This is a genomic window from Micromonospora tarensis (assembly GCF_016803395.1).
GTDB lineage: Bacteria > Actinomycetota > Actinomycetes > Mycobacteriales > Micromonosporaceae > Micromonospora > Micromonospora tarensis.
In genome coordinates, this window is record NZ_JAEVHL010000071.1 from 1 (window position 1) to 26473 (window position 26473).

Here is a 26473-nt window from a genome sequence, read left to right on the forward strand (position 1 = left end):
TCGGATGCACCGGCACCACCGCCCCGGTGAAGCCGCCGTCGCGCAGGTGCCCGAGCACCGCCGCGCCGACGCCCTGGCCGGTGGCGCTGGCGCCGTAGACGACGATGCCGCGCGGCGCGAGCAGCCGGGCGATCGAACGGGCCTCGGTGCGGTGCTCCCGACCGCGCTGCACCTCCAACGTGGCCTCGGTGGGCGCGATCGGGAAACTGAGGTGCACCACGCCGTCGGCGTACTCGCGCTGGACCTGGTAGCCGAAGTCGGCGAAGACCCGCAGCATCGTCCCGTTGGCCGGTAGCACCTCCGCGACGAAGCTCATGATGTCGTTACGGCGCGCGGCGTCGGCCAGGTGCTCCATCAACACCGAGCCGATGCCCCGACCCTGGTAGGCGTCCTCCGCCACGAAGGCCACCTCCGCCTCGGGCGCCTGCGGGCCGAGCCGCTCGTACCGGCCGACGGCGACTATCTGGTCGCCGGCCAGCACCACGAACGCCTCCCGGTCGTGATGGTCCACGGTGACGAACCGGATCAGATCGCGTTCCGGGATGCGTGGGTACGGGGAGAAGTAGCGCAGGTAGCGGGTGCGCTCGGAGAAGCGGCTGTGCATCGCCACGATGCCCGGCGCGTCGGACGGATCGATCGGTCGCAACTGGACGGTGCTGCCGTCGCTGAGCAGCACGTCGACTGGTTGGTCCGTGGTCGTCACCGGAACGGCCCGGCTCAGTCCCGCGGATCGTACGGGTCGAGCCCGAGTAGCGGGAACACCGTCTTGCGGGTCGCCGCGATCGCCCGGTCCACCGGGTTCGGCTCGCCGGTCGGCTGCCACGGCTCGTACGACGGGTCCGCGTCGTCGGTCATCCGCAGCGGCACCTCGCGACCCAGGCGCCGGGAGGCGACCAGGTCACGCCACGCGGGAGGGGTGAGCGTGGCCGGGTCGATCGGGTCACCGGCGGCCACCGCCAACAGGTGACTCCAGGCCCGGGGCACCACCTCGACGAGCGCGTACCCACCACCGCCGGTGGCCACCCAACGGCCGTCGCACAGCTCGTCGGCGAGTGCCCGCAACGCCAGGTAGGTGGCCCGCTGACCGTCCACCGTCAGGTTCAGGTCGGCGAGCGGGTCCAGCCGGTGCCCGTCGGCGCCGCACTGGCTGACCAGCACCTGCGGCCGGAACGCGCGCAGCACCGACGGCACGATCGCGTGGAACGCGCGCTGCCAACCGCCGTCGTCGACACCCGGCGGCAGCGGCATGTTGACCGCGCTGCCCTGCGCGCCCGGGCCACCCGTCTCGTCGGGGAAACCGGTGCCGGGAAACAGTGCCAGCGGCGTCTCGTGCAGGCTGACCGTGAGCACCCGGGGGTCGTCCCAGAAGATCTGCTGCACCCCGTCGCCGTGGTGCACGTCGACGTCCACGTACGCGACCCGCTCGGCGCCCAGGTCGAGCAGGCGGGCGATGGCCACCGCGGGGTCGTTGTAGACGCAGAAGCCGGAGGCCCGGGCGGACATCGCGTGGTGCAGGCCGCCGGCCACGTTCACCGCCCGTCGAGCCTCGCCGCGCCACACCGCCTCGGCGGCGGCGACCGTCGCGCCGGCGATCAGGGCGCTGGACTCGTGCATGCCCTCGAAGACCGGATTGTCGGAGGTGCCCAGCCCGTACCCGGCGAAGAGCGGGTCGCGCGGCGCGTTGCGCACCGCGGCGAGGTACGCCGGTTCGTGCACCCGGCTGAGCAGGGCGTCGTCGGCGGGCTCCGGCTTGACCACCCGCACCCCGGGCCGAGCCAGGACGCCCAGCTCTCGGGCGAGCGCGATGGTCAGCTCCACCCGGACCGGATCGAGTGGATGGTCACCCATGTCGTAGGCGAGCAGCGACTCGTCCCACACCACCAGCGTGTCGTCGGACATGGGCCCATCGTCGCACGAGGACCGGCGCCGGCCCATCGCACGCGCTGGTCAGCGGCCAGGCGTTGGCCCGGAGGCGACCGGCCGGGTCGGGTCCGCGACCCAGTTGCTCCAGGATCCGACGTAGAGCGCCGCGTCCGTGCGACCGGCCAGGTGCAGGGCGAGCACCGCCTGGGCGGCGGTCACCCCGGACAGTCCGGCCGGGCCGGAGCCCGCGTTGCCGCCACCGCCGAAGAAGAGGCCGGCCCAGCCCTTCTTGAAGACACCCTCGGTCGGCGCCCCGCCGGTGCTCTCCGGCAGGAACGCCCGGGACAGGTCATTCCAGGTGATCATGGGAACGATCGCGTCGACCCGACGGTCCTGGGCGGCCAGCAGCAGCGCCAGGCCGCCGCCGTACGAGCCGCCGACCACACCGACCTTCGGGTCGCCGGCGGCGTCGGTGCGCACCTCCGGCCGAGCGGCCAGCCAGTCCAGCAGTCGCTCCGCGTCGCGCACCTCGTAGTCCGGGTTGTCCAGGTGGATCTCGCCGCCGCTGCGGCCGAAACCCCGCGCGGTCCAGGTCAGCACCGCGTAGCCGCGCCCGGCGAACTCCTCCGCGTCGGAGCGCACCGACTCCTTCGTGCCGCCGAACCCGTGCGCGAGCAGCACCGCCGGGACCTTACGGCCGGCCGAGGCGTCGTCGGGTAGGTAGAGGGTGGTGTCCAGGTCCACCGGCTGGTCCCCGGACGGTCCGGAGCGGACGGTGAGCATCGCGCTCTCGGTGCGTACGCCCGGTCCCTGCGGCCACGCCGCCCAGCCGACGGCGGCGGCCAGCAGCACGACGACGGCCCCGGCGGCGATCGCGCGGCGGCGGGTGGGCAGGGCACGCCGGAACCACGCGGCCGGCGACGGCGTTGTCATGCGGCACACGGTACGGCCCGCAGCCTGAGCGTTGGCTGAGATCCGCCGTACGTTCGTCCGGTTGGCCCGATCGGTGCCGGGTGGGATGCGAGCGCGCTGTGTCGGGCGCGGCCCAGCGAGTTGAGTTCGGATCCCGTGAATTCCGATCTTCCTCAGATATCCACCTCGATCCCTCCATGTCACATCCCACCGCGACACAGAGCGTGCCGGCGACGAGGACAAATGGTGACATCGCTCGAACTGACGCGAACCTGACTCGCCGGCCGAGGGCTGACCAGTCGGGCGTTCGATTAGTTTTCCGGTCCGGTGCACGGGACTTTGTCGGCTGGCCCGGCACCGCGCCGATCCACCCCGCACGCCGGAGGAGACACCCATGACAGTCCCCGCGCCGCGGGCCCGTCGACGGCCAACCAGGCTGGGCCGACTGCTGCCCCTGCTGCTCATCGGAGCACTACTGGCACCGGTCGGTCTGCTCGTCGCCGCCAACTGGCGGCAGGCCACCGACGACCGGGACCTGGCCGCCCGGGAACGGCTCGGCGTGCAGTACCTCGGTGCCCTGGCCGCGGTCACCGATGCCCTCGTGGCGGCCCAGTCCGCCGCGATCAACGGTCGTCCGGTCCCCCGCGAGGCGCTGGACCGAGCCGTCGAGGGGGCCGCCGCGGTGGACGCGCGCATCGGCGGCGAACTGCTCAGCCAGGAACGGTGGGCCGGCGTACGGGCCAAGCTGGAGGCGCTGCGCGGTCGCGGCAACGCCGACCCGGAGTCCGCGTACACGGCCTACGGTGAGGTCTCCGACCTGCTGCTGGCCCTGCACCGCAAGGTCCGGGAAAGCTCCGGGCTGGTCCGCGACCCCGAGGCCGACTCCTTCTTCCTCCAGGACAGCGCCGGTCAGGAGCTGCCCGAGGCGGTGATCGCCGCCGGCCGGCTCGCCGATCTGGGCACACTGGTGGCCCGCCGCCCCGCCGCCGAGCAACCTCGCGGCCTGATGGAGCTGACCGGCCTGCGGGTGGCCGCCCTGGCCCCCGCCGCCGACCTCGTCGACAACCTGCGCTCGGCCGTGGACGGTTCGGAGAGCACCGATCTGGGCGCGAACGTGCTGACCCCGCTGGACACCTACCAGCGCTCGGTGGAGGCGTTGGCCGCCTATTCGGTGCCGGCCAAGAACACCGGAGCGGTGGACCCGGGCCAGTTGAGCGCCGCCGGGCTCAACGCGCACCGCGCGGCCCGGCAACTTCAACCGGTCATCCTCGCCGAGCTGGACGCCCTGCTGGTCGAGCGCGTCGACGCGCTCGACCGGGACCGCTGGCTGACCGCCGGCACGGCAGCCCTGGCCGCCCTGCTGCTGGGCTGGCTCGCCGCACTGCTGGTCGCCGCCGGTCGCCGGGCCCGTCGTCGGGCCGCCCTGGCCGCGACCCACGCGGAGGCCGCCGACACCCCGCCACACCGGGACCCCTGGCAACCGCCGGCCGCCGAGGCGCGTGCGCTGCAACCGGCCGGCGCGGCCCCGGACCAGGAGGCCGCGCGGTGGGGGGCGTTCGATGCTGCTCGGTAGGCTCCGCATCCGCGGCAAGCTCGCGCTACTCGTGGTGATTCCGCTGCTCAGCATGGTCGGCCTGGCCGTACCGGTGATGCTCGACCGGGTCGACGCGGCCCAGCGGGCCGGCGACACCGCCGAGCGGGTACGGCTCGCCAGCCGGGTCGGCAGCCTGGTCCAGGACCTCCAGCAGGAACGCATCCTCTCCGTCGGCTTCCTGCTCGGCCGGGTCGACCGGAGCGAACTGGTCCGCAAGTCCGCCGACGTGGACGACCGGGTCGCCGACCTGCGGGCGGAAGGCGGCGACGCGCTGACCGACCGGGTCGACCGCGCCCTGGACCGGGTGTCCAGCCTCGTCGACCTGCGCGCGGCCGTGCTGGCCCGGGTCACCGACCCGGGCCAGGTGATGGAGGCGTTCGGCCCGGTCAACGTGGGGCTGATCGACTCGCTGCGACTGGTGTTCGGGGTGGACACCGAGACCCAGGCGGGTCGTCAGGTGCTCGCCCTCGACGGGCTGCTCCGCGCCGACGAGGGCCTGGGCGCCTGCGCCACCCTGAGCGTGCTGGTCAAGGCGGTCGGCAGCCCGGACACCACCTCGGCGTACGTGGCCTGCATCGCCGCGCTGCAGGTGGACAGTCGGCGCTTCCGCAGTCTGATCACGCCCGAGCAGCTCACCGTGGCCCAGCTCAACGACGCGGCCGTGGCCGCGCGGACCAGCCCCGACTTCCTGGTCACCAGCGCCCGGGACCCGGCCGGCGCGGTCCGCGACGTGCCGATGGAGGCGCTCTTCCCGGCCGTCCGCACGATGATCCGACTCGGTCAGTTCGTCGAGAAGAAGCTGGTCGCCGACGTGCTCGCGGAGGCGACGGCCGAGCAGCGGCGGGCGCTGACCGCCGCGTACCTGGTCGGCGCCGCGGCGGTGTTGATCCTGACGCTTGTGGTGCTCCTCAGCGTGGCTGTCGCGCGAACGGTGGCCCGACCGCTGACCCGACTCACCCGCTCGGCCGAGCGGGTCGCCCGGGTGGCCGAGGCAGAGCTGGTCCGGGTCACCGACGACGAGGCGGAGAGCCCTCAACCGGTCCGGTTGGATCCGGTGGACGTCCGGTCCAACGACGAGATCGGCGACCTGGCGCGGGCCTTCGACCGGGTGCAGAACACCGCGAAGCGACTGGTCGAGCGGCAGGTCGCGGCCGACGCAACGTCGCGCAGATGTTCGGTCACGTCGGGCGGCGTACCCAGAACCTGGTGGGCCGGCAGATCGCCCTGATCGACCGGCTGGAGCAGCAGGAGGCCGACCCGGGCCGGCTGGAGCACCTGTACCGACTCGACCACATCTCCAGCCGGTTGCGACGCAACGCCGGCAGCCTGGTGGTGCTCTCCGGGTCGGCCGGGGCCGACGCGCACACCGCGCCGGTGCCCCTTGCCGACGTGGTCCGGTTGGCGCTCGGCGAGATCGAGGACTACACCCGGGTCGAGGTGCAGGTGCCGGCGGGCATCCGCGCTGCGCCCGCAGTGGTCGGCGACCTCATCCTGGCGCTGGCCGAGCTGATGGAGAACGCCACGGTCTTCTCCCCGCCGCACACCCGGGTGCTGGTGGCCGCCGAGGCGTCCGGCGTCGGTGCGCGGATCACAGTGGTGGACCACGGCATCGGCATGAGCGAGCAACGGCTGGCCGAGGAGAACGCCCGGTTCACCCGCCGGGAACGGCTCGACCTGGCCCCGACCGAGGTGCTCGGCCTCTTCGTGGTGGGCCGCCTGGCCCGCCGCCACGGCTGGACGGTCGGCCTGGTCGCCACCGGCGGTGGCGGGGTGACCGCACAGCTGGAGATCCCGCAGACGTCACTGGTGCTGCGCCCCGCCGAGCGCACCGGGGCCACAGTGGCCCGGGCCGCCGTGCCGGAGCAGCAGGGCGGGGGTACGGCGGTGCCGCTCGACCCCGAGCACGACGCGCGGGCCGGCACGGCGGTGGCCGTCGCCGCGCCGGCCCGGTTCGACTCGGATCTGCTCGCCCGGGCCACCCGCAGCCTGGACGCCGGCCCGTCCTGGGACGCGTTCGGCCGAAGCCAACCGGCGCAGGCCAGCAACGCCGAATCCGCCGGCATCGAATCCGCCAACGCCGCATCCGCCAACGCCGATTCCGCCGCTCCGGAACCGGCGGGCAAACCGGCCGGGACACGGATCCGGCAGCGGGTGCCCGGCGCCAGCCTGCACACCACCGCCGCGCCGACTCGGCCGGCGGACGCCACCGGCGCGGACCCCGCCGCCGCCCGCGCGCTGGTCGAGGCGTTCCAAGCCGGCGTACGCCGAGCCGAGCTGAACGTGACAGTCGACAGGCCGAGCACGCCGGGCGGTGCCGGCCCCGCGGGAGCGGCCGGCGACGGCTCGTCCGACACCGCCCCGGATCGGCCCCGACTGAGCCGGCGGGTGCCGGGGGCGAACCTCACCGCCGTTCCGGCCTGCCAACCGCCCAGTTCACACCTCGGAGACCCCGCCGAGGTCCGCGCTCTCATTGACGAGTTCGAGGCGGGCGTCGCCCGCGCTCTCCGCGAAGTCAGCCCCGACCACCGGAACGAAGAAGGATCATCACGGTGACCAGCCCCTTCCTGCACGACAACGTCGACCAGAACCAGCCCAGCGCGAGTGGGGACCTCAGCCCCGAGGCCCGTACGTTCAACTGGCTGCTGGACTCCTTCACCTCCAGCACCGCCGGTGTCCTGGAGGCGATCGCGGTCTCCTCGGACGGTCTGCTGATGGCCATGTCGGCGATCAAGGATCGGTCCAACGCCGAGCGGTTGGCCGCCGTGGTGTCCGGAATGACCAGCCTGGCCGGTGGGGCGGCCAGTTGGTACGCGCTCGGTGGTCTGAACCGGGTGATCGTCGACATGGCCGACGGTTACCTGCTGATCAGCTCGATCAGCAGCGGTTCCGTACTCGGGGTGGTCGCCGACCGGTCGGCGAACCTGGGCACCGTCGCGTACGAGATGACGCTCTTCGCGGGGCGGGCCGGTGGTGCCCTGACGCCGCGACTGATCGTCGAGTTGAAGAACGCCGTTCAGCAGTGACCTCCGACGTCGCCGGTGAGGATCCGGACCCGGAACCGCGGGTCCGGATCCGCCCGTACCTGCGCACGCCGCCCCCGGGGAGAGAGGGCTCGGCGGCGACAGCGGAGCCGGACGGGGAGCGGCCGTCCGGTCCCCGTCCGTTCGTGCTCACCTCCGGGCGGGTGGCGGGTGCCGATCCGGCGATCGGGCTGGAGACCCAGGTGACCGTCCGGACGGACAGCGGCTGGTGGACCGGCTCACCGAACGCGCTGCTGGCGCCCGAACTCCAGGCGATCATCGCGCTCTGCGCCGAGCCGATCTCGGTGGCCGAGATCTCGGCCCGGGCCCGGCTGCACTTCGGCGTGACCCGGGTCCTGGTCGGTGACCTGCGCGCCGCCGGGCACCTGGACGTGCACCTCACCGACACCGACAGCGCCGTCGACCCCGACCTCATCCTGCGAGTGATTGATGGACTCCGTGCGATCTCCTGAATGGCCGGTCTCCCCGCTCAGCGGGGTCGCCGCGAACAGCGCCACCGCCCGTTACGGCACGTCCCCGGGGACCGGGCCGATCGTCGGGCGGGCCAGCCCGCCGTCGAGCGCGCCGCCGCCGTACCGGTCCCCGTCCGAGCCGGCGGCGGCGCCACCGGCCGGTAAGCCGGCCGCGCCGCCGATCCCGGTCAAGATCCTGATCGCCGGTGGGTTCGGGGTGGGCAAGACCACCACGGTGGGTGCGATCTCCGAGATCGCGCCGCTGACCACCGAGGCCGAGATGACCACCGCCGGGATCGGTGTGGACGACCCGGGTTCCCGGTCCACCAAGACCACCACCACGGTGGCGATGGACTTCGGCTGCGTGACGATCGACCGCAGTCTGAAGCTCTACCTGTTCGGCACACCGGGGCAGGCCCGGTTCGGCTTCATGTGGGACGACCTGGCCCGGGGAGCGCTCGGGGCGCTGGTGGTGGTGGACAGCGCCCGGCTGGACGACTGCTTCCCGGCTGTCGACTTCTTCGAGCGGGCCGGCCTGCCGTTCGTCGTCGGGGTCAACGCCTTCGACGGACGGCTGGCCCTGGAACTCGGCGAGATCCGCTGGGCGCTGGCCATTGGTGACCACGTTCCCCTGGTGCAGTTCGACGCGCGGGATCGGCTCTCGGTACGGGACGCCCTGTTGGTCGTCCTGGACCGCGCGCTGGACCGCGCCACCCGGGACAGGAGGGCCTGAGCCGACCGGCTCCGGCCGTGGCGGGAAGAGGTGATCTGGTGAGGGGCGACCTGGACGAGACGCTGGCCCGGCTGACCCGGCGCGAGGAGGCGCTACGCCGTCGGGCCGCCGACCGTGACACCGCCGCACCGCCGGGCCCGCCCAGGCTCGGCGGCGACGCCCGCATCGCCGGGCCGGGCCGGCACGACCCACGGCACGCGGAGGTGGACGCCTCCGCCGACGTGGCCGGGTGGGGGCCGGTCGAGGAGGTGGCCGAGGTGGTCCGCCAGGTCGTCGGCGCCCACCCCGGGCTGGCGGTGACCGTGCAGGTGGAGCACGCGGGGCGGACGTACCCGATGCGGGTCGCCTGGGACGGGTCGGCCGTCACGGTCGGACCGGTGCCCCCGGTGACCCCGGTGCAACCTCCGCCGGCCTGGCCGCTGTCCGGCCGGACGGTGCCCGCCTGGGCGCCCGGCCCGGACGGGTTGAACCCGGACCCGGCGGCCCGGTTGGCCGAGCTGATCCGGCGCGACCCGTCGCTCCTGGACGAGCTGGATCCGCGGCGCTGACCGGCGGAGCTGGCCGATGGCGGCTACGGTCGGGCGGTGGCGCAACCCGACCTGACCCTGACGGCGAGCCTGCGGCCGGCCGCGCTGGACGCCCGACGTGGCATCGTGCGGCTGCACCCGGAGGCGCTGACCGCGCTGGGGCTGCGCCCCGGCGACCCGGTCCGGCTCGTCGGCCGCCGGGAGACGGCCGGGATCGCGGCGGCGGCCACGCCGGGGGCGAGCACCGGCCTGCTGTACGCCGACGACCTGACGCTGGGCAACCTGGGCCTGCGCGACGGCGGTCAGGTGCGGGTGAGCCCGGTGCCGCTGGTCCCGGCGGGCCGCGTCGTGCTGGCCGGCCCGGTCGAGGTGGTCGCGGCGGTCAGCCCGGAGATGCTCCGGCTCGCCCTGCTGGGCAAGGTGCTCACACCCGGCGACGACGTGTCGCTGCTGCCGCAGGACGTGCTGCCGGACGCCGCGGTGCGCGGCCTGGTCGAGGCGGCTCGACGCAGCCTCGCCAACACGGTCGGTGTCGCCTGGACCAGCACCCTGCTCAGGGTGGTTTCGGTCGAGCCGGCCGCCGGCACGTTGGTCACCATGGGCACCGTGATCGGTTGGCAGCACGGCGCGACGACGCACGGCGGGCCCGCCCCGGTCAACGCCGCACCAGCCCGATCGGGAGGGATCGGCGACGCGGTGGGAACGGACGACCCGCCCGACGTGGACGAGCTGCCCGGCCTGCGGGCCCAGGCTGAGGAGCTGACCGAACTGCTCGACCTCGGCTTCCACCACCGGGAGGTGTTGGGCCGGCTGGGCACCAGCGTCTCGTTGGGGGTGCTGCTCGTGGGCCCGGCGGGATCCGGGAAGTCGGCGCTGGTCCGGGCCGTCGCGGCTCGGGTCGGTGCCGGTGTCCACCCGCTCTGGGCGCCCGAGGTGGCCGCGCTGGCCAACCAGGCCGCCGCCGAGCGGTTGCGGGAGGCGCGGGTGGCCGCTCTGGCCGGCGGGCCGTCGGTGCTGCTGGTCACCGATGTCGAGGCGCTCGCACCGGCGGACGAGCCCGGCCCGGTGGCGACGGTCTTCCGCCAGATGGTGGCGGAGAGCGTCCGCGCTGGCGTCGCCGTGGTCTGCACCACCGCTCGACCGGAGGCGGTCGACCCGGCGCTGCGCGCGCCCGACCTGCTGTCCCTGCGGATCAGCGTCCCACTTCCGGACCAGCCGATGCGCCGCGAACAGCTCACCGTGCTGACCCGGCAGGTGCCGCTGGCCGACGACGTCCGGCTGGACGAGGTGGCCGCCCGTACTCCAGGGTTCGTCGCGGCGGATCTGGCCGCGCTGGTCCGGGAGGCGGGGGTACGCGCGGCGTTGCGGCAGAAGTCCGCCGCGACGCCGACGGTGTCGATGGCCGACTTCACCGCCGCGCTGGAGGTGGTCCGGCCCACCACGATGGCGGCCTCCACCCTGGACCTGGCCTCGGTGACCCTCGACGACGTGGGTGGTCTGGACGAGGTGAAGCAGACGCTTACCGAGTCGGTGCTGTGGCCGCTGACCTACCCGGACACCTTCGCCCGGCTCGGGGTGCAACCGCCCCGCGGAGTGCTGCTCTACGGACCACCGGGCTGCGGCAAGACCTATCTGGTCACCGCCCTGGCCGGGTCGGGGCGGGCCAACGTGCTGTCGGTGAAGGGCGCGGAGCTGCTCTCCAAGTGGGTCGGCGAGAGCGAGCGCGCCGTTCGTGAGCTGTTCCGTCGGGCCCGGGAGGCGGCTCCCACGCTGATCTTCCTGGACGAGGTGGACGCGTTGGCACCGGTACGCGGCCAGGCCACCGACGGCGGCACCACGGACCGGGTGGTCGCCGCGCTGCTCACCGAGCTGGACGGGGTGGAGACGCTGCGCAACGTGGTGGTGGTCGGCGCGACGAACCGACCGGACCTGGTCGACCCGGCGCTGCTGCGGCCGGGCCGGATGGAGCGGCTGGTCTACGTGCCGCCGCCGGACGGGCCGGCCCGGGCGGAGATCCTGCGGGCCGCGTCCCGGCAGGTGCCGTTGGCACCGGACGTGGACCTGGCCGCCCTCGGCGAGGAGCTGACCGGTTTCTCCGCCGCGGACTGCGCGGCGTTGGTCCGGGAGGCGGCGCTGGCCGCGATGCGTGAGTCCCTCGCCGCCGCCACGGTCACCGCCGCACACGTGGCGACCGCGCGGGCCCGGGTGCGCCCGTCGCTGGACCCGACCCAGGTCGCCTGGCTGGCCGGGTACGCCGCCGACCGAGAGTGATCAGCGCCGGACAACCTTTCGTCGCACCCAGGGTGTCTCTATGGCGTCCCATTCCTCAGTGGAGGCATCCACTCGGACGTCAGGCGGTGCTCCTTGCGCAAGCTCCTCTCTTTCCTCGCCGTCCCGCTGCTGGCGGCGGCGGTGCTGGCCACTGTCGGCGCGCCGGCGGCGGCCCATCCGACGGGGCCGTTTCCGGCCCGGATCGCCCTGCCCGACGGTTTCACCCCCGAGGGGCTGACGATCGGTCGGGGCACGACCGTGTACGTGGGGTCCATATTGGACGGTGCGGTGTGGCGTGGTGACTTACGCACCGGGCACGGCTCCGTGTTGATCCCCGGAACCCCGGGCACCGACAAGGCGGGCCTCAAGCTCGACCCACAGGGCCGGCTCTGGACCGCGGACTTCTCCGGCGGCGGAGCCAGCGTGTACGACGCGGGCACCGGCGCCAGGCTGGCCCACTACCAGTTCACCGAGGAGCCGGGCAGCTACGTCAACGACCTGGTGATCACCGACCGGTCGGTCTACTTCACCGACTCCGCGCGGCAGGTGCTGTACGTCGTGCCGCTGGGCCCGGGTGGCCGCCTGCCGGCTCCCACCGCCTTCCGGGTGCTCCGGCTCACCGGGCCGGCCGCGACGCCTGACGTGTACCACAACGGGATCGTGGCGCTGCCGGACGGCGATCTGCTGGTCGCGCAGATGCTGGCCGGACGACTCGTCCGCATCGATCCGCGGACCGGCGGCAGCCGGCTCGTCGACCTCGGTGGCTACTCGGTGGAGCGGGCCGACGGGCTGGTGTTGCGGGGGCGCACCCTGTACGTGATCCGGAACCTGACGAACGTCGTCGCGGTGGTCCGGATGAACTCCGCGTACACCGCCGGGGTGGTACAGCGGGAGATCACTGGTGCACAGCTGCGGTCACCGGCCACCGGCGCCCTGCTCGGCTCGGCGCTGTACGTGGTGAACGGCCGCTTCGACGTGGAGTCCACCCCGAGCACCGACTACGACATCGTGCGGGTGCCGGCCTGATCCCGGCGCGGTCGGCGGCGGCCCTCAGGTCGCCGCGACGGCCCGGGTCAGTCGGTGGGCAGGAGTGGACCGAGCGGGCCGAGGTCCAGGTTCAGGTCCTCCGGGGCGAGCCCGAAGTGTTCGCGCAGCCCGACCATCTGCTCCTCCAGGGCCATCAGCGTCACCCCGATCCGCTCGACCTGCTCCTCGGTGAGGTCACCGAGGTCCACCCGGCGCAGCGCCTGCCGTTCCATCAGCTGCCGCAGCAGCTCGACGACGGTGAGCACCAGGCTCGCCAGCCCCCGCTCGACCGAGTCCCGGTCCACCTCGATCCGGCGGTCCAGCGGAGTCACCCGGGGCGGCTGCCACGACTGGGCGCCCAGCGCGGTGGCGAGCTCCGCCGCCTCGTCCCGCCCGGTCACCCGGCGTCCTCCGTCGGCGTCAGGGTGCCGACCGACGCGACGAGCGCGCGCAGCGAGACCCGGACCAGGTCCACGTCGGCGATGGCCACTGTGATGTCACCGCTGATCACCACGCCGGTGGCGAGGACCCGGTCGAGCAGGTCGACCAGGGCGACCGGCCGGTACGCCGACGGATCGTCGGCGCTGTTCGGCGCGAGGATGGTGGTCATCCCGGCTCCCGAACGGTGAGCGCGGGCTCCGGCCGTTCCGCCACGAACGAGTACGCCGGCCACGGGCCGGTCAACTCCAGGTGCAGGCCGGGGTGTCGGCCGCCCAACGAGCCGACCAGCTCGGTGAAGCGGGGCAGCGCCGCGACGTCGACCAGGTACGCCCCGTTGAGCACCATCGGGGCGGACGCCCCGGAGAGCCGCCGGTCCTGCGGCGGGTGCCGCCGGCCCGACACGGCCGCCTCGCACAGGGCGCCGTGCACCGCGTCCGCAGCCGCGCTGATGAGCCGCTGGCGTTCCTCCCGGGCGTTCAGCTGGGCACGTCGGCGGCGCAGGTACGCGGTACCCACCCCGCCCGCGGTCACCGGTTCCGCGCCGACGGCGGTCGCCCCCGGCACCAGGTAGCCCTTCACGCCCCACTCGCCGCGCCCGGTGAGCCGGTCCAGCGTGGCGACCAGTTCGGCCCGGCGGGTGGTGAGGGAGCGGGCCACCCGCTCGTCGTCGGTGTGCACGGTGGCGAGCCGGGCCGGCACCACCGGACCGCGCCGCGCCAGCGCCTCCAGCACCGCGTGGTGCGCCCGGGCCGCCCGCTCCAGCCAGGCCAGATCCTCCAGGTTGCGGCGTAGTGGCTGCTCGCCGTACTCGTCGAGCGGGGCGGTGCTGACCACGGCGACCAGCCCGGCGGCGGAGACCGCGCGAACCGGGCCGCCGTCCATCCCGCCGATCCGCGCCAGGGTGGCCGGCCCGGCGTCCCGGACCACGCCGTGCAGCCAGGCGCCGGCCGTCGGGGCGGGCAGCGCGGCGTCAACCATCGAACCCATCCCACTCCTCCGCTTCGGCGTCCCGGCGTAGCGCCCGGGCCGCCACCCGGGGCCGCCGCTCCGCCTCCACCTCCTCCGGGTCACGCGGGCCGGGCTCGATCGGGGGACGAGCGCGGGAGCTGAGCCAGGGGTCGTGCTCCCACCAGTCGATGCCGATCTGCCGGGCGGTGTCGACCGACGCGATGACCAGCCGCAGCTTCAGCGTCAGCAGCTCGATGTCGAGCAGACTGACCCGGATGTCACCGGCGATCACGATGCCCCGGTCGAGCACCCGCTCCAGGATGTCGCCCAGATTGGCCGGCTCGTGGCCGGCGGGCAGGACCTGGCCGGAGTTCTGCACCACCGATGGTTGCTGCCCAGCGGTCATCTCAGCCCACCTCGCCCTTTCCACGCTGGTAGCGCCGCACCCGCCGATAGCCGAGCAGGCTCCCCTCGATGTCCAGCTCCACCTCGTAGAGGCCGAGCAGGTCGGTGGAGTCGGGGATGCGCCGGGCCTCGACGACCTCCACGCCGACCAGCCAGCCGTCCTCGGTGGCCTCCAACGACGTGGTGACGGACGGCTCGCGGCCGGTCAACTCGACCAGCTGCCGCAGCCCCGCCCGGGCCGCCTCGGCCGCCGACACCGGCTCCACGTACTCGTCGTCGGGGTAGCCCTCGGCGGCCGGGTCACGCCGTCGGGCCCGCACGTCGTCGGTCATGGCGCCCTCCTTCCTCGCCGGCCGGCCCACGCCGGGGCGGTCGGCTCACGCCGCCGGTCAGCCGGTCCAGCACCCGCTGCTCGGCCCGGTCGCGTTCCTCGGTGCTCAGCTCACCGGCTGCCACCGCGGCGTCCAGCTCCTCCAGCTCGCGCCGGACGTTCACCGGGTTCCGTTGCCGCGACTCGGCCTCGCGGGCCACCACCCCGACCACCGCCGTCAGCCCGCGTACCGGTGCGTACGGCAGGGTCAGCAGCGCCCAGAGCAGGTCCACCGGTCAGCCCGCCAGCTGGTGGGCGCCGACGAAGTCGTACGGGGCGAGCGGGCCGAGCAGCCGCATCCGCAGCAGGCCCCGGCGGTGCTGCGCGTACTCCTCCAGGACGTCCACCAGGGCGGCCTCCCGGTCGCGGTCCACCAGCAGGGCCACGTGCGCGGCGTCCATCTCGTGGCTGGGCGGACGCAGTTGGGTGGCGACCACGTGGTCGGCCGTGACGTCGAGCAGGCGCCGGTTCTCCGTCTCCCGGCGCAGCTCCACGGCCTGGCTGATCACCTCTCCGAGCCGGATCCGGGGCTCCCGGCTGGCCGCCTCGGCCCGACCGCGGACCTGCTCGGCGAGCCCGGCGGCGGTGGGGTTCTCGTCCAGGATGCCGCGCAGCAGCACCCGCTCGTCGAAGCGCCCGTGCACGACGTACTGCACCCGGCCCTCGAACTCGGCCAGCGCGGCGGCGAACCGGTCGTGGTGCGGTCGGAGCAGGTCGAGCACCGCGTCCGGGCCGGTGACCACGGTCCCGAACCGGACCGGCAGCACCGGTGCCACGGCCGCCGTCCCGTCCAGCAGGTCCTGGTAGGCCCGCAGGTCCGTGGACCGACCGAGCGGCGCGTCCAGCGGCACCGGGCTCACCAGGGCGCCGAGGTCACGGTGCCGGATCACGGTGACCTCGCCGGGCGGGTCGCCGACCCCGGCCGCGTCGGACGTCGCCTCCACGTCGGCCGGCACCAGCCCGTAGACGAACAGTCCCGTCTCGTCCGCCATCTCAGCCCCTCCCCAGGTCGCGCACGTTGTCGGTGATGCCACCCACCGAGTCGGTGGCGTCCCGCACGGCGCCGGTGACACCACCGAGGAGGCCGGAGAGCCCTTCGCCCTCCGCCGGGGTGATGTCCAGTCGGTCGACCAGTTCGGCGAAGCGCAGGTACGTCTCGATGCTGGCCACCACCACCCGGGCGTTGATCTCGACCAGGGGGATACCGACAACCCCGATCGTCACCTGCGCGTCGATCACCACCCCCTTGTCGAGCACGGTCTCCACCACGTCGGCGAGCCCGCCGGCGGAACCCACCTTCTCCAGGGCTCCGCCGACGGCGTCCTCACCCGGCAGCACTGTCACTCGTCCTCCTCCCGGCGACGGCGCACCACCGGCCGGCGCGGCGACTCCGGTGCGCGCCGGACGGGCGGCCGGGGCCGCTGCGGCTCCTCGCGCGGCTCGGCTCGGCGCGCCCGGTCCGGCATCCGACGACGCGGTGGCGGTGGTGGCTCCTCGTCGGGCTCCTCCGCGTACCCCTCGTCGTAGCCGTCCTCGTAGGCCTCGTACTCCTCGTCGTACTCCGGCTCGGGTGGCCGCCGGGGCGGTCGTTGGCGCAACCGCCCGGCGGGCCGGCGACGCGGCTCCTCCTCGGCCGGCTCCGCCTCGGCCCACCCGCCCTGCTCCTCCTGCTGCTGCTCCTGCTCCTCGCGCAGGCCGGTCTCGTGGTCCTTGACCACCTGGGAGTCGCGGATCTCGCCGCGCCAGCCCTCGACCTGGTCCGGGTCGAGCACCACCTCGGTCATCACGTGCCGGACGAAGTGCTTCAACTCCAGCCGCACCCGCCGCCCCTGGGCCCGCCACAGGTTGCCGGTGTGCTCGAAGAGACCCTGCGGGTGGTACTCCAGCACCACCAGGATGCGGGTCAGGTCCGGGGTGATCTCGTGGAAGCTGACGGTGCCGTCGACGGACCCCTTCTCACCCTTGGACCGCCAATGGATGAGCCGGTCCGGCACCTGGCGGACGATCGTCGACTCCCACGTCCGGTGTGACCAGAAGACCTGCGCCTTCCAGGTCGACTTCTCGGCGGAGTCGGTGTCGACGTTCTCGACCTTCTTCATGAAGCTGGGGAAGTCACCAAACTGCGTCCACTGGTTGTACGCGGCCCGTACCGGCACGCCGACCTCGATCGTCTCGACGATGTTGGTGACCTTCTTCTTCCCGCCGCCCTTGCCGCCCTTCCCGCCTGCGCGACCGAGAGCCGACATCACCTTCTCCTTACCGCCGGCCACCCCGGCATGCACCATGGCCTTCACCGGTGACCCACCCTCGGCCAGCTTCTGCGCGCCGGTGGCGGCGGCGATCAGGCCGGGCCCACCGCCCTGACGCGCGTACTCGCTGAGTCGACCGGTGGCACCGGTGATCCGCTCGGTCACCACGCTCATCGCGCGATCACCGATCGCCCCGGCCAGGTTGCGTACCTCGTCGGCCAACTGGCCACGGAGCTTGTCGCCGAGCCCGCCGGTACTGGTGTTCGCCGCCATGCTCACCGCCCCCGCCGCTGCGCTGACCCGGTCGCGCCACGGTCGTCCGTCGCGTCGCGGTCGCCGTTACCGTCGCCGCCTGTCTCGGGCTGGTTGTCCGTGCCGCTTCGGCTTCCCGCGTCGTTCCGGGTGCCGGAGCGACCTCGCAGGGCGTCGGCGGAGTTGCGCAGCCGCCCGGTGAGCGCGTCGACACCGCTGCCGGCGGCAGCCGTCGCGGCTGCCGTCCGGCGTTGACCAGGGGCCCGCCGAGCCGGCCCAGGTTGCCCAGTTGCGGGGACGACCGCAACGCGTCGGTCCCCCGCTTCAACAGGGCGCCCGGGTCGCGGCTCGCCCGGCCGGCGGCGACCGCCGCGGCCAGGGTGAGTGCGGTACGCAGCTTGCGGCGGCGGCCCAGCAGGTAGCCGAAGCCCACCGCCAGCCCGATTCGTGTTCCGGTCTTCATCAGGTCTCCCTCGCTCCCCGGGGGGTCCGGACGTCTGCCCGGTGCGGGCCGGAGAAGGGCTGCCGGGGAACAGCGCGAACCATGCCCTCGATCAGACGTCCCGTATCAGCGGACCCGGCGGGCAGTACCCGGCGTCATTAATCCGAAACCGTCACGACAATTCCCGACGGCACCGGAGCAGGCATTCGGAAATGCGGCACGGGAAGGCCAAGACGGGACTTTCCTGCCCTCACGAGCAGGGGGAACGACAGAAAGGCGAAGGGGATAAGCTGCACTCAAAGAGCGGGCGGAGTCGAATCAAGGCAGATTTCGGCATGCACCTTGCCGTCATCTTCGCGCAGTTTCGCACCGCATTTTTCGAGTACGGCGACAGCGCCTATGTTGTCCCGGGTCGTCTCGGCCACGACGGCCCGCATACCGGCCCGTGCGGCAGCGTTGAGCAACTCTCGCAGGGCGGCCGCGCCGATGCCCTGCCCACGTGCCGATCGGCCGAGCCACATGCCGGTCTCCACCGCGCCGGGCTCGTCACAGCGCGTCATCCTGACCATGCCCACCACCTCGCCACCGACGAGGATGGCGTACATCTGGGAGCCGGTCGGGCCGTCCAGGCCACCGAAACTGGACCGGTGGAACTCCCGGAAGGCGTCCCGGCGGGCGAGCGACCAACCGGCGGGCGCCTCCACCGGAGGCATGACGTCATCCGGCTCGGCCTCGGCAGCCGCTACGGAGAGCAACGGCTCCAGGTTCCGCTCGTTGACCGGCTCCAGCCGGACCGCACCCGCCACGTGCCGCAGTCTGCCGCCCTCATCGGCCGAAGTCCACCCCATTGGCCGTCCACTGGCGGTCCGGACAGCGGTACCGGCCGGTCGGGCGGCCCGGGTGTTCCGCATCACGCTCTGTTGTCACCCGACCGGGTGTCGGCCAGTCAAACCGCCGCCGCGAACTCGCAGAACACCACCGACGCGTCGTCGCTGGACTTGTGCCGGCGGAGCCGGTCGGGGTGGTCGCGCTCGGCGTCCCGAACCCGGTCGATCAACGTGCCCGGCCCGTCGGTGCCGAGCAGGTCCAGCAGACCGGCCCAGTCGGTCAACCCGAACTGCTCGACCGCGCTGGACGCGCCGTCACTCAGCAGCGCCGCCCGCCGGATCGCCCCCGGGCCTTGCCGGGGCACCGTCCCGGTCACCGCGTGGAAGGCCGCGTCCGGGTCGGTGGCCGCCACCCAGTAGCCGTGGGTGCGGTTCATCCGCTCCCGTTGGACGCTGACCGCGTGCCGGAACCGGGTCACCGGGTCCGCAGTGCCGCCCGGCACGGTGGCCACCGTCTCCCGCAGCTCCGCCATCGCCGCGTCCAGCCGGTTGTCGGTCACCACGCTGACCTGACCGCCGACGTCAAGCACCAGCGGACTGTCGCAGAGCACCAGGTAGTCCACCTCGTCGCCGCAGTCCCGCAGCAGGCAGACGGTGCTGGACGGGGTGCCGGGATGGTCGAGGTCGCACTGCCCACCGTGGTCCGCGCGCACGGCGAGGATGGCGGCGGCCAGGTTGCTGGTCAGCCGGGCCGCCGGGCGCACCGCCTCGGCGACACCGAGCCGGGCGGCGAGGTGCCGGACGTACCACTCCGGCCCGTGCACGCAGCCGGTGTCGAAGCCCTCCGGCACTGTCGCGCCGTCCAGCACACCGACCAGCGGGCCGAACCGGAAGACCAGATCCTCGTTGACCGGCCGGCCCGGGGCCGCGCCGAGGCGGAGCGTACCCGCATCACCGGCGCCGGCCCCGGCCCACCGATCGGGTCAGCGCTGCCGGAGGTCGTCGGCGGCAGCATGCGCCTCACCCTGCACCTGACCGGCCGCCGAACGGCCCTGGTCGCGTACCGCGGACATCCCCTGCTGGGCGGTGGAGCGCACCGACTGGGCCGCCTGCTGCGCGGGCTCCCGCAGGTTGTCCTGCATCTGGTGGCCGATCTGGCTCGCCTGCTCGCGCAGCTGATCGGAGTGTTCACTCACCATGCCCCGCGCCTGTCCGGCGAGCTGCCGCTCGCGCCCACTCGGCGGGATCAGCGAGGCGGCCAGCAGCCCGACGCCGAAGGCGACCAGGCCAGCGGCGACCGGGTTGCCCTGAGCCTGCTCACGGGACTGGTGCCCGAGCGAACGCGCCTCGTCCCGCACCGAGCCCATGGCCTCCCGAGACTGGTGCCCGAGCGAACGCGCCTCGTCCCGCACCGAGCCCATGGCCTCCCGAGACTGGTGCCCGAGCGAACGGGTCTCGTCGCGTACCGAGCCGACCATGTGCGACATCCGCTGGTTGGCCTCTTGCCCCATGTGGCTCGAGGTGCCCATCACCTTCTCCTTCGCTCGAGTGAACACGCTGCGGGCCTGCCCGACGCGGTCACCGGCGATCCGACGCGGGTTGACCTTGTCGGTCAGCGCGTCGACGTCACTGCTCAACTCATTGCGGGTGGTCTCGATCTCCCGCCGGATCCGATCCGGATCACTGGACATGATCTGTTCCCTCCCGACTCGTTACCGACCCCGCAGGGCGTCCGGCAACTCCTGGGCCGTCTGCTTTGTCCGGGGTAGCACCGCACGCGCCCGTTGTAGCTGGCTCCGGGCGTTGATGAAGAGACCACCGGCCACGGCGGCCCAGATGACCGCGACGATCAGCGCCGCCCATCCCTGGTCCATCGTGTTGGACAGTCCCCACCACAGGGCGTACGACACGAAGAGCACGGCCAGGAACCCGGCCAGCCCCGCACCGCCGAACATCCCGCCAACCTTGCCGGCCTGGCTGACCTCCTCGCGCAGCTCGGCCTTGGCCAGCTCGACCTCTTTGCGCATGAGCGTGGACATGTCCCGGGTCACGTCGCCCAGCAGTTCGCCGACCGATGCCTGGGTCCGTTCCTTCTCCGGGGCACTCACGGCGCCACCCCGCCGGGCAGGTCCGACTCGGGTCGCCCGGCCGGTGACACGTGCTGCGGCCGCGCCGTCCCGACGTACGGCTGCTGACCGGTGTCCACCGATCCGCCCTGCGGTGCCGGCGGCGCGCCGCCCGCGTTCCCACCGCCACCGTTGCCGGAAGCTGACCCGGTCAGACCACGGGCGAGCCGCCCGACCAGCAGTCCGGCGACCGCCGCACTCGCCAGGAACGTCCCCGGATGGCGTCGCGCGTAGCTGCGTACCTCGTCGAGCACCTCGCCGGGTTCGCGTTCGTTGAGCCAACCGGCGGCCTGCTGGGCGGCATCGCCCGCCCGGCGTACCACCTGACCGGCCAGCCCGGAATCGCCGTCCCGGTCGGCCATCGAACTGAGGTTTTGACCCAGGTCGCGCAGGCCCTCGGCGGCCCGCCGCTGCTGCGTCTGCGCCTGGTCTCGAAGCTGCCCGGTGGCTTGGCCGGTCAACTGCTGGGCCTGTCGCCGCGCCTCGGCGGCCACCTGCCCACCCTGTTCGGCGGCAGTGTGAGCGACCTGGCCCCCGGCCTGGGTGGCCTGGTGGCCGACTCGGGATGCGTCCTGCCGGGCCTGCTGCCCACGTCCGCCCTGATTGGTTGCCGTCATGCTCCGCTCCCCTCCTGGGTACTCGGTCGCCAGGCGACCCCGGAACACCTGCCGCCTACCCGCCCGGCTCACCGACATGCCGGGCATGGGCGGGCGTGATCTGGCAGGAGACACCGCGGCACGCGGACGCGGCGGCCGGAACGGCGGCCCAGGGCCGATGCCTCGCGAAACGGTCAGCGGCGACGGTTACGGGCGCGCGACGACCGCAACCGGCGAAGGCGGCCGATCAGTACGGGATCGGCGGCGAGTGCGGCGGGATTGTCGAGCAGCCCGTTCAGCAACTGGTAATACCGGGTCGAGGAGAGCCCGAAGGTGTCTCGCACGGCCTGCTCCTTAGCACCGGCGTGCCGCCACCACTGCTGCTCGAAGGCGAGGATGGCGCGTTCCCGCTCGGTCAACCCGGCCGCCGGGTCGACCGGCTGGTCGGGTGCCGGTGCGCCGGTCGGCTCCGCCGGCAGCGCCGGCTCGTTCGCGGTCTCGATGGGCGGCACCGGCCGGGGGGTCGGAACCGTCCGCCCGGTGCCGTCCGGACGAGCGTCGGTGGACGGCTCGGGGGCGGTGGCGTCGGCGGACATTCGCTCAGCCTAGCCAGCGAGGACCCGGGTCGCAGCAGCCGGCGGCGCGGCGCCGCCGGAACGCGCGGAGGCCCCCGGCGGGCGCCGGGGGCCTCCGCATCCGAACGTCAGGAGACGTCGCGGCGACGCATCGCCCAGAGCGCCGCGCCGAGGATCGCCACCACCGCGACCGAGAGCAGTACGGAGGACTGCTGCCAGGTGATGTCCATGGTCTCCGGTTTGCACTCCCCGTAGTAGGTGGCGTTGCAGGAGTCCCAGTTCTGCAGGGTCACCGTCTTCGTCATCCAGGCCAGGATGTACGTGGGCAGCAGCCACGCCTCGGCGAACTTCACGCTGGCCATCGACAGCAGGATGCCCAGACCGAACTGGCCGACCACCATCACCGCCACCACGCCGCCGAGGGCCATGGCGGTGTGCCGCCCCAGCGAGGCGAGGGCGAAGCCGAGGGTGGTGAGCACCAGCACCAGCACCACACCGCGTACCCCGGTCAGCATGGCCGACTGCCAGACCCCGGAGGTCACCTTCTCGGTGCTGCCCCGGAACGTGGCGACCGCCCAGAACCCGGCGAACCACAGCACCGCGGCCGGCAGCGTCACCGCCAGCATGCCGGTGAGCAGCGCGGCCAGCTTGGTGAGCAGTACGGTGAGCCGCCTCGGCCGCCAGAGCAGCAGATTCATCATGCCGCCGGTGCTCCACTCGGCACCGACGAAGGACGCGCCGACCACGAACCCGACGAGCGCGAGGATCGCCGCGAACGGGATCAGCGTCTCGTCGAACGTCTCCCGGAAGTTGAACGTCGACGGCAGGAACCACTCCGCCTCGATCTGGTCCCGGGACGGAGCCGTGATCACCGAGCAGTCGTCGGGGTAGCGGCCGTCGCTCGGCGTGCCGGCCGTCTTGGCCTTCTCACACTCGGCGCGGTCCCGCTCGCTCCAGCGCACCTGTTCCTGGTACTGCTGGTCGGCCTGACGCTCGGCCTGGGCGAGCTGACCGGCGTCGATCTTCTGGTTGGTGAAGAACACCCCGACCACCACCGCGGCCAGCACCAACAGGCCGAGCAGCGTCATGTAGCGGGTGAAGCGCCGCTTGGTGAGCCGGCGCAGCTCCGTGCGATAGAGGCTCACGCGCCCCACCCTCCCCCGGCGGCGCCGGACTGACCCGTGCCGCCGACCTTCATGGACTCGTCGACCTGCCGGTGCTGGCCGGGTACCGGCGCGGTGGCGGTCAGTTCGAGGAAGACGCTCTCCAGGTCGACGGCGATCGGCGCCAGCTCGCTGACATAGAGGTCGCGCTCGGCGAGCAGCCGCGTCACCGTGGCCGGCTTGTCCACGCCGGCCACCATCAGGTGGTCGGGGTGACCGGTCACCCGGACCCCCGCCTGGGTGAGCACCTCGGTGGCCACCGGCAGGTCGCTGACCGCCTCCAGCCGGATCCGGACCGCACCGGAGGAGTGCTGCGCGAGCACCTCGTCGACCGGGCCGAACGCGACCCGGCGGCCCAGCGAGATGATGGTGACCGAGTCGCAGATCAGTTGGATCTCACCTAGGATGTGGCTGGACAGCAGCACGGTCATGCCGGACTCGGCGAGGTTACGCATCAGCGTGCGCATCTCCCGGATACCGCCCGGGTCGAGGCCGTTGGCCGGCTCGTCGAGGATGAGCAGCTTCGGCTTCTTCAGCAGGGCCGAGGCCACGGCGAGCCGTTGCTTCATGCCCAACGAGTACGTCTTGACCCGCTCGCCGGCCCGGTCGCGCAGCCCGACGAGCTCCAGTACCTCGTCGACCCGGTTGGCCGGCACCTCGCCCGCTCCGGCCAGCAGGGAGAGCGTGTCCCGTGCGGTGAAGTGCGGAAAGAACTGCGGGCTCTCCACGATCGCGCCGACCTGGCCGGCGACCGCGGGCAGCGCGTGGGGTACCTCCTGCCCGAGCAGCACCATCCGGCCACCGTCGGGGCGGATCAGGCCGAGCAGGGTACGCAGCGTAGTGGTCTTACCGGACCCGTTGGGCCCCAGGAAGCCGTGTACCTGACCCGCGTCGACCCGCATGTCGAAGCCGTCGAGCGCGTTGCGGGTGCCGCGTCGACGATTCTTGTACGTCTTACGTAGACCTTCGATCTCCAGGACAGCTGGCAAGCTGCACCTCCCCCGATGGGTGGGCGTGACAGCCGACACCATACGCGGTATGCAGGAGCACGCAATACGCGGTATGCATCGACGCGCCGATCGGGCCGTTATATCGACGGAGCGTGACTGTTCAGGCGCAGATGACCTGTACGCCGGCGGCGCGGAACGCGTCCACCAGCTCCGGCGCGGCACCGGAGTCGGTCACCAGCGTCTCCACCCGTTCGATCGGGCAGATCCGGGCGAAGGCGTGACCGCCCAGCTTGGACGAGTCCGCGATGATCACCACCCGCTTGGCCCGGGCCACCATCAGGTTGTTCATCGCCGCCTCCCCCTCGTGGTGCGCGGCGGCGCCGAGCTGCGGGTCGACCGCGTCCACACCGAGCAGGGCGATGTCCAGGGTGACCTCGCGCAGCAGCGCCCCGCCCAGCGGGCCGACGAGTTCGAACGACTTCGGGCGCACCACCCCGCCGGCCACCACGACCTTCATCCGCGAGCGGACCAGCAGCTCGTTGGCGATGTTCAGCGCGTTGGTGACCACGGTGAGCTGGGCGCCCTCGGCGCTGGTGTTCAGATCCGGTCGGACGGCGAGCGCCCTCGCCACCTCGGTGCTGGTGGTGCCGCCGTTGAGGCCGACCACGGTGCCCGGCGTGACGAGCGCTGCGGCGGCCGCGCCGATCCGTTGCTTCTCGGCCGAGTGCTTGGCCGTCTTGTAGCGCAGCGGCAGGTCGTATGACACGCCGTTGGCGACCGCGCCACCCCGGGTCCTCGTGATCATCTGCTGCTGCGCGAGCTGGTCGAAGTCACGCCGGATGGTGGCCTGGGAGACGTCCAGCCGCTCGGCTGCCGCCTCGACGCTGACCCGGCCGTTGTCGGTCAGCATCTCCAGCAGCGCGTTCCATCTGGCGTACCGGTCCACTGCGGGGGCCCTCCCAGCAACTGCACGGACGGTGATTGATTGCGTGCACACTAGTGCGCGAAACTAGGCTGGCGCAAAAGGCGTACCTGCGCGAACGGCTGGCCGGTTGCCATGGCCACCCGCGTTCGCGCAGAATAACGCGCGAAAAGCGGCCGTAACGAGCCGTATTGCGCAGCGGTCGGCCCGGCGAGGAGTTTCCCATGGCGTACGTGCACGCGGAGATCGCGAGCCAACCCGACTGCTGGCGGGAAGCCGCCGCGCTGGCCGACGTCGTGCACGGTGACCTGCCGCGCCCCGGTGAACGCGTCGCCGTCGTCGGCTGCGGCACCTCGTGGTTCATGGCGATGGCGTACGCCGCCCGCCGAGAGCAGGCCGGCCAGGGGGAGACCGACGCGTTCCAGGCGTCCGAGTTCCCGACCGGCCGCCGCTACGACCGGTTGATCGCGATCACCCGCTCCGGCACCACCACCGAGGTGCTGGACCTGCTCGCCGCACTGCGCGGGCGGACCCCCACCACGGTCATCGTCGGTGACCCGACCTCCCCGGCGGTCGAGCTGGCCACCGCCACCGTGGCCATGCCCTTCGCCGACGAGCGGTCGGTGGTGCAGACCCGCTTCGCGACCACCGCGCTGGCCCTGCTCCGGGCCCACCTCGGCGACCCGGTGGTCGCGCTCGCCGCCGACGCCGAGGTGGCGGTGCGATCCCCGCTGCCGATCGACCCGGCCACCATCGGGCAGGCCACCTTCCTCGGTCGGGGGTGGACGATCGGGCTGGCGCAGGAGGCAGCACTGAAGTGCCGTGAGGCGGCGACCTTCTGGGCCGAGGCGTACCCGGCGATGGACTACCGGCACGGGCCCATCTCGGTCGCGGCACCGGGCCGGCTGGTCTGGGCGTTCGGCGAGCTACCCGACGGGCTGCCCGAGGACGTCGCCGCCACCGGCGCCGCCTTCGTGCACAGCCGCACCCACGGTTGGCGCACCGTGCTGGGCAGCTGGTCCGCCGGCCGTACCCCGGTCGACCCGATGGCCGACCTGATCCTGGCCCAGCGCTTCGCGGTCGCCCTGGCGACCAGCCGGGGCCTCGACCCGGACGCCCCCCGACACCTGAGCCGGTCGGTGGTGCTGGCGTGAGCGCGAGGAGTCAGCCGGGGTTGCGAGCCCCGCAGTCGCGAGCTGAGACGGTTCCGTGAGCGTCGACCCGGTGGTGGTCGCGCTGGACGTCGGCGGCACCGGCATGAAGTGCGCCCTGGTCCGGCCGGACGGCGGCACGGTACACACCGAGCGGCATCCCACCGACGCCACGCGCGGCCCGGCCGCCGTGGTCGGCACCATCCTGGACGTGGCCGGTGGCCTCGCGGCCAAGGCCCGCGCCAACGGCCACACCCCGATCGCCGTGGGCATCGCGGTGCCCGGAGTGGTGGACGAGGCGCGTGGAGTCGCGGTCTGGTCGGCGAACGTGGGCTTCCGAAACGTACCGCTGCGGGAGCTGGCGGTGACCCGGCTCGGCCTGCCGACGGCGATCGGCCACGACGTGCGCGTCGGCGGTCTCGCCGAAGCCCGGCTCGGCGCCGGACGCGGCACCGGGCACGTGCTGTTCGTGGCGATCGGCACGGGATCGCCGCCGCGCACGTCGTCGACGGCACGGCCGCCGTCGCGCCCACGGCGCCCCGGGCGAGATCGGCCACATCCTGGTCCGGCCCGACGGACCGCGCTGCGGCTGCGGCGACCCGGCTGCCTGGAGGCGATCGCCTCCGCCGCCGCGATC

At 73.3% G+C, this 26473-nt stretch carries 31 protein-coding genes and 1 pseudogene; 11 read left to right on the forward strand and 21 right to left on the reverse strand.

Translation table 11 applies throughout. From position 1 onward, the window contains the following. From JM949_RS15990 to JM949_RS16000, 3 genes are all read right to left on the reverse strand, one after another. Positions 1–703: GNAT family N-acetyltransferase (locus JM949_RS15990; RefSeq protein WP_203149255.1), on the reverse strand; the 703-nt coding region annotated here is incomplete at its 3' end. Positions 704–717: 14 nt separating this feature from the next. After that, entirely contained in the window at positions 718–1899 is a 1182-nt protein-coding gene (locus JM949_RS15995) for an acetoin utilization protein AcuC (protein ID WP_203149256.1), read from the reverse strand. Between the two features lie 48 nt (positions 1900–1947). After that, on the reverse strand, positions 1948–2796 hold the full coding sequence (locus JM949_RS16000) for an alpha/beta hydrolase (RefSeq protein WP_203149257.1): 849 nt from the start codon (positions 2794–2796) through the stop codon (positions 1948–1950). A gap of 373 nt (positions 2797–3169) precedes the next feature. Here JM949_RS16000 and JM949_RS16005 point away from each other — a divergent pair, with 373 nt between their 5' ends. From JM949_RS16005 to JM949_RS16040, 9 genes are all read left to right on the forward strand, one after another. Further along, positions 3170–4348 carry a hypothetical protein gene (locus JM949_RS16005; RefSeq protein ID WP_203149258.1) on the forward strand — a complete coding sequence of 393 codons (1179 nt, stop codon included), beginning with the start codon at positions 3170–3172 and terminating at the stop codon, positions 4346–4348. Then, positions 4335–5597, forward strand: coding sequence for a nitrate- and nitrite sensing domain-containing protein (locus JM949_RS37130; protein ID WP_238433253.1), 1263 nt, complete (start codon positions 4335–4337; stop codon positions 5595–5597). The genes JM949_RS16005 and JM949_RS37130 overlap by 14 nt, the downstream gene beginning before the upstream one ends. Next, on the forward strand, positions 5540–6922 hold the full coding sequence (locus JM949_RS37135) for an ATP-binding protein (RefSeq protein ID WP_238433254.1): 1383 nt from the start codon (positions 5540–5542) through the stop codon (positions 6920–6922). Before JM949_RS37130 ends, JM949_RS37135 begins: the two co-directional genes overlap by 58 nt. Beyond that, the gene (locus tag JM949_RS16015; RefSeq protein WP_203149259.1) at positions 6919–7392 is read left to right on the forward strand and encodes a roadblock/LC7 domain-containing protein; all 474 of its coding nucleotides are present in this window, start codon (positions 6919–6921) and stop codon (positions 7390–7392) included. Before JM949_RS37135 ends, JM949_RS16015 begins: the two co-directional genes overlap by 4 nt. Continuing rightward, the gene (locus tag JM949_RS16020) at positions 7389–7862 is read left to right on the forward strand and encodes a DUF742 domain-containing protein (RefSeq protein WP_203149260.1); all 474 of its coding nucleotides are present in this window, start codon (positions 7389–7391) and stop codon (positions 7860–7862) included. Before JM949_RS16015 ends, JM949_RS16020 begins: the two co-directional genes overlap by 4 nt. Beyond that, positions 7840–8595, forward strand: coding sequence for a GTP-binding protein (locus tag JM949_RS16025; RefSeq protein ID WP_203149261.1), 756 nt, complete (start codon positions 7840–7842; stop codon positions 8593–8595). The genes JM949_RS16020 and JM949_RS16025 overlap by 23 nt, the downstream gene beginning before the upstream one ends. A 38-nt stretch (positions 8596–8633) precedes the next feature. After that, positions 8634–9143, forward strand: a complete 510-nt coding sequence (locus JM949_RS16030) for a hypothetical protein (RefSeq protein ID WP_203149262.1) — start codon at positions 8634–8636, stop codon at positions 9141–9143. Between the two features lie 36 nt (positions 9144–9179). Further along, the gene (locus JM949_RS16035; RefSeq protein WP_203149263.1) at positions 9180–11393 is read left to right on the forward strand and encodes an AAA family ATPase; all 2214 of its coding nucleotides are present in this window, start codon (positions 9180–9182) and stop codon (positions 11391–11393) included. A gap of 93 nt (positions 11394–11486) precedes the next feature. Continuing rightward, on the forward strand, positions 11487–12419 hold the full coding sequence (locus tag JM949_RS16040; protein WP_203149264.1) for an NHL repeat-containing protein: 933 nt from the start codon (positions 11487–11489) through the stop codon (positions 12417–12419). Positions 12420–12466: 47 nt separating this feature from the next. Here JM949_RS16040 and JM949_RS16045 read toward each other — a convergent pair whose 3' ends face one another. The 18 genes from JM949_RS16045 to JM949_RS16130 form a co-directional block, all read right to left on the reverse strand. Next, entirely contained in the window at positions 12467–12820 is a 354-nt protein-coding gene (locus tag JM949_RS16045; RefSeq protein WP_309232178.1) for a gas vesicle protein K, read from the reverse strand. Beyond that, on the reverse strand, positions 12817–13029 hold the full coding sequence (locus tag JM949_RS16050) for a gas vesicle protein (RefSeq protein ID WP_203149265.1): 213 nt from the start codon (positions 13027–13029) through the stop codon (positions 12817–12819). Before JM949_RS16050 ends, JM949_RS16045 begins: the two co-directional genes overlap by 4 nt. After that, positions 13026–13847, reverse strand: a complete 822-nt coding sequence (locus tag JM949_RS16055) for a GvpL/GvpF family gas vesicle protein (RefSeq protein WP_203149266.1) — start codon at positions 13845–13847, stop codon at positions 13026–13028. Before JM949_RS16055 ends, JM949_RS16050 begins: the two co-directional genes overlap by 4 nt. Further along, complete coding sequence (locus JM949_RS40175; RefSeq protein ID WP_203149267.1) at positions 13831–14214, reverse strand: gas vesicle protein; 384 nt, start codon at positions 14212–14214, stop codon at positions 13831–13833. Before JM949_RS40175 ends, JM949_RS16055 begins: the two co-directional genes overlap by 17 nt. Position 14215: 1 nt before the next feature. Continuing rightward, positions 14216–14545, reverse strand: coding sequence for a gas vesicle protein GvpO (locus JM949_RS16065; RefSeq protein WP_203149268.1), 330 nt, complete (start codon positions 14543–14545; stop codon positions 14216–14218). Continuing rightward, positions 14514–14816, reverse strand: a complete 303-nt coding sequence (locus JM949_RS16070; protein ID WP_203149269.1) for a gas vesicle protein GvpG — start codon at positions 14814–14816, stop codon at positions 14514–14516. The genes JM949_RS16065 and JM949_RS16070 overlap by 32 nt, the downstream gene beginning before the upstream one ends. A gap of 3 nt (positions 14817–14819) precedes the next feature. Next, positions 14820–15575, reverse strand: a complete 756-nt coding sequence (locus tag JM949_RS16075) for a GvpL/GvpF family gas vesicle protein (protein ID WP_203149270.1) — start codon at positions 15573–15575, stop codon at positions 14820–14822. A 1-nt stretch (position 15576) separates the two neighbouring features. After that, positions 15577–15927 carry a gas vesicle protein GvpJ gene (gene gvpJ / locus JM949_RS40180; protein ID WP_203149271.1) on the reverse strand — a complete coding sequence of 117 codons (351 nt, stop codon included), beginning with the start codon at positions 15925–15927 and terminating at the stop codon, positions 15577–15579. Continuing rightward, entirely contained in the window at positions 15924–17105 is a 1182-nt protein-coding gene (locus tag JM949_RS16085; RefSeq protein WP_203149272.1) for an SRPBCC family protein, read from the reverse strand. The genes gvpJ and JM949_RS16085 overlap by 4 nt, the downstream gene beginning before the upstream one ends. Before the next feature lie 717 nt (positions 17106–17822). Continuing rightward, on the reverse strand, positions 17823–18332 hold the full coding sequence (locus JM949_RS16090) for a GNAT family N-acetyltransferase (protein ID WP_203149273.1): 510 nt from the start codon (positions 18330–18332) through the stop codon (positions 17823–17825). 140 nt (positions 18333–18472) lie between these two features. After that, positions 18473–19222: a hypothetical protein gene (locus JM949_RS16095; RefSeq protein ID WP_203149274.1), complete on the reverse strand. Its 750-nt coding sequence runs from the start codon at positions 19220–19222 to the stop codon at positions 18473–18475. 114 nt (positions 19223–19336) lie between these two features. After that, positions 19337–20044, reverse strand: coding sequence for a DUF3618 domain-containing protein (locus JM949_RS16100; protein ID WP_203149275.1), 708 nt, complete (start codon positions 20042–20044; stop codon positions 19337–19339). A 21-nt stretch (positions 20045–20065) separates the two neighbouring features. Continuing rightward, on the reverse strand, positions 20066–20461 hold the full coding sequence (locus tag JM949_RS16105) for a phage holin family protein (protein WP_203149276.1): 396 nt from the start codon (positions 20459–20461) through the stop codon (positions 20066–20068). After that, positions 20458–21096: a hypothetical protein gene (locus JM949_RS16110; RefSeq protein WP_203149277.1), complete on the reverse strand. Its 639-nt coding sequence runs from the start codon at positions 21094–21096 to the stop codon at positions 20458–20460. The genes JM949_RS16105 and JM949_RS16110 overlap by 4 nt, the downstream gene beginning before the upstream one ends. A 173-nt stretch (positions 21097–21269) precedes the next feature. Beyond that, complete coding sequence (locus tag JM949_RS16115) at positions 21270–21671, reverse strand: DUF3263 domain-containing protein (RefSeq protein WP_203149278.1); 402 nt, start codon at positions 21669–21671, stop codon at positions 21270–21272. Between the two features lie 107 nt (positions 21672–21778). After that, positions 21779–22795 (reverse strand): ABC transporter permease subunit, encoded by a 1017-nt coding sequence (locus JM949_RS16120; protein WP_203149279.1) that lies wholly within the window; start codon positions 22793–22795, stop codon positions 21779–21781. After that, entirely contained in the window at positions 22792–23802 is a 1011-nt protein-coding gene (locus JM949_RS16125) for an ATP-binding cassette domain-containing protein (RefSeq protein ID WP_255545601.1), read from the reverse strand. Before JM949_RS16125 ends, JM949_RS16120 begins: the two co-directional genes overlap by 4 nt. Positions 23803–23923: 121 nt before the next feature. Then, positions 23924–24709 (reverse strand): DeoR/GlpR family DNA-binding transcription regulator, encoded by a 786-nt coding sequence (locus tag JM949_RS16130; protein WP_203149280.1) that lies wholly within the window; start codon positions 24707–24709, stop codon positions 23924–23926. A gap of 200 nt (positions 24710–24909) precedes the next feature. On the opposite strand from JM949_RS16130, the gene JM949_RS16135 reads away from it, so the two are divergent. After that, on the forward strand, positions 24910–25839 hold the full coding sequence (locus JM949_RS16135; RefSeq protein WP_203149281.1) for an SIS domain-containing protein: 930 nt from the start codon (positions 24910–24912) through the stop codon (positions 25837–25839). A gap of 55 nt (positions 25840–25894) precedes the next feature. Further along, positions 25895–26473: pseudogene (locus JM949_RS16140) on the forward strand (ROK family protein); the annotation flags it as partial.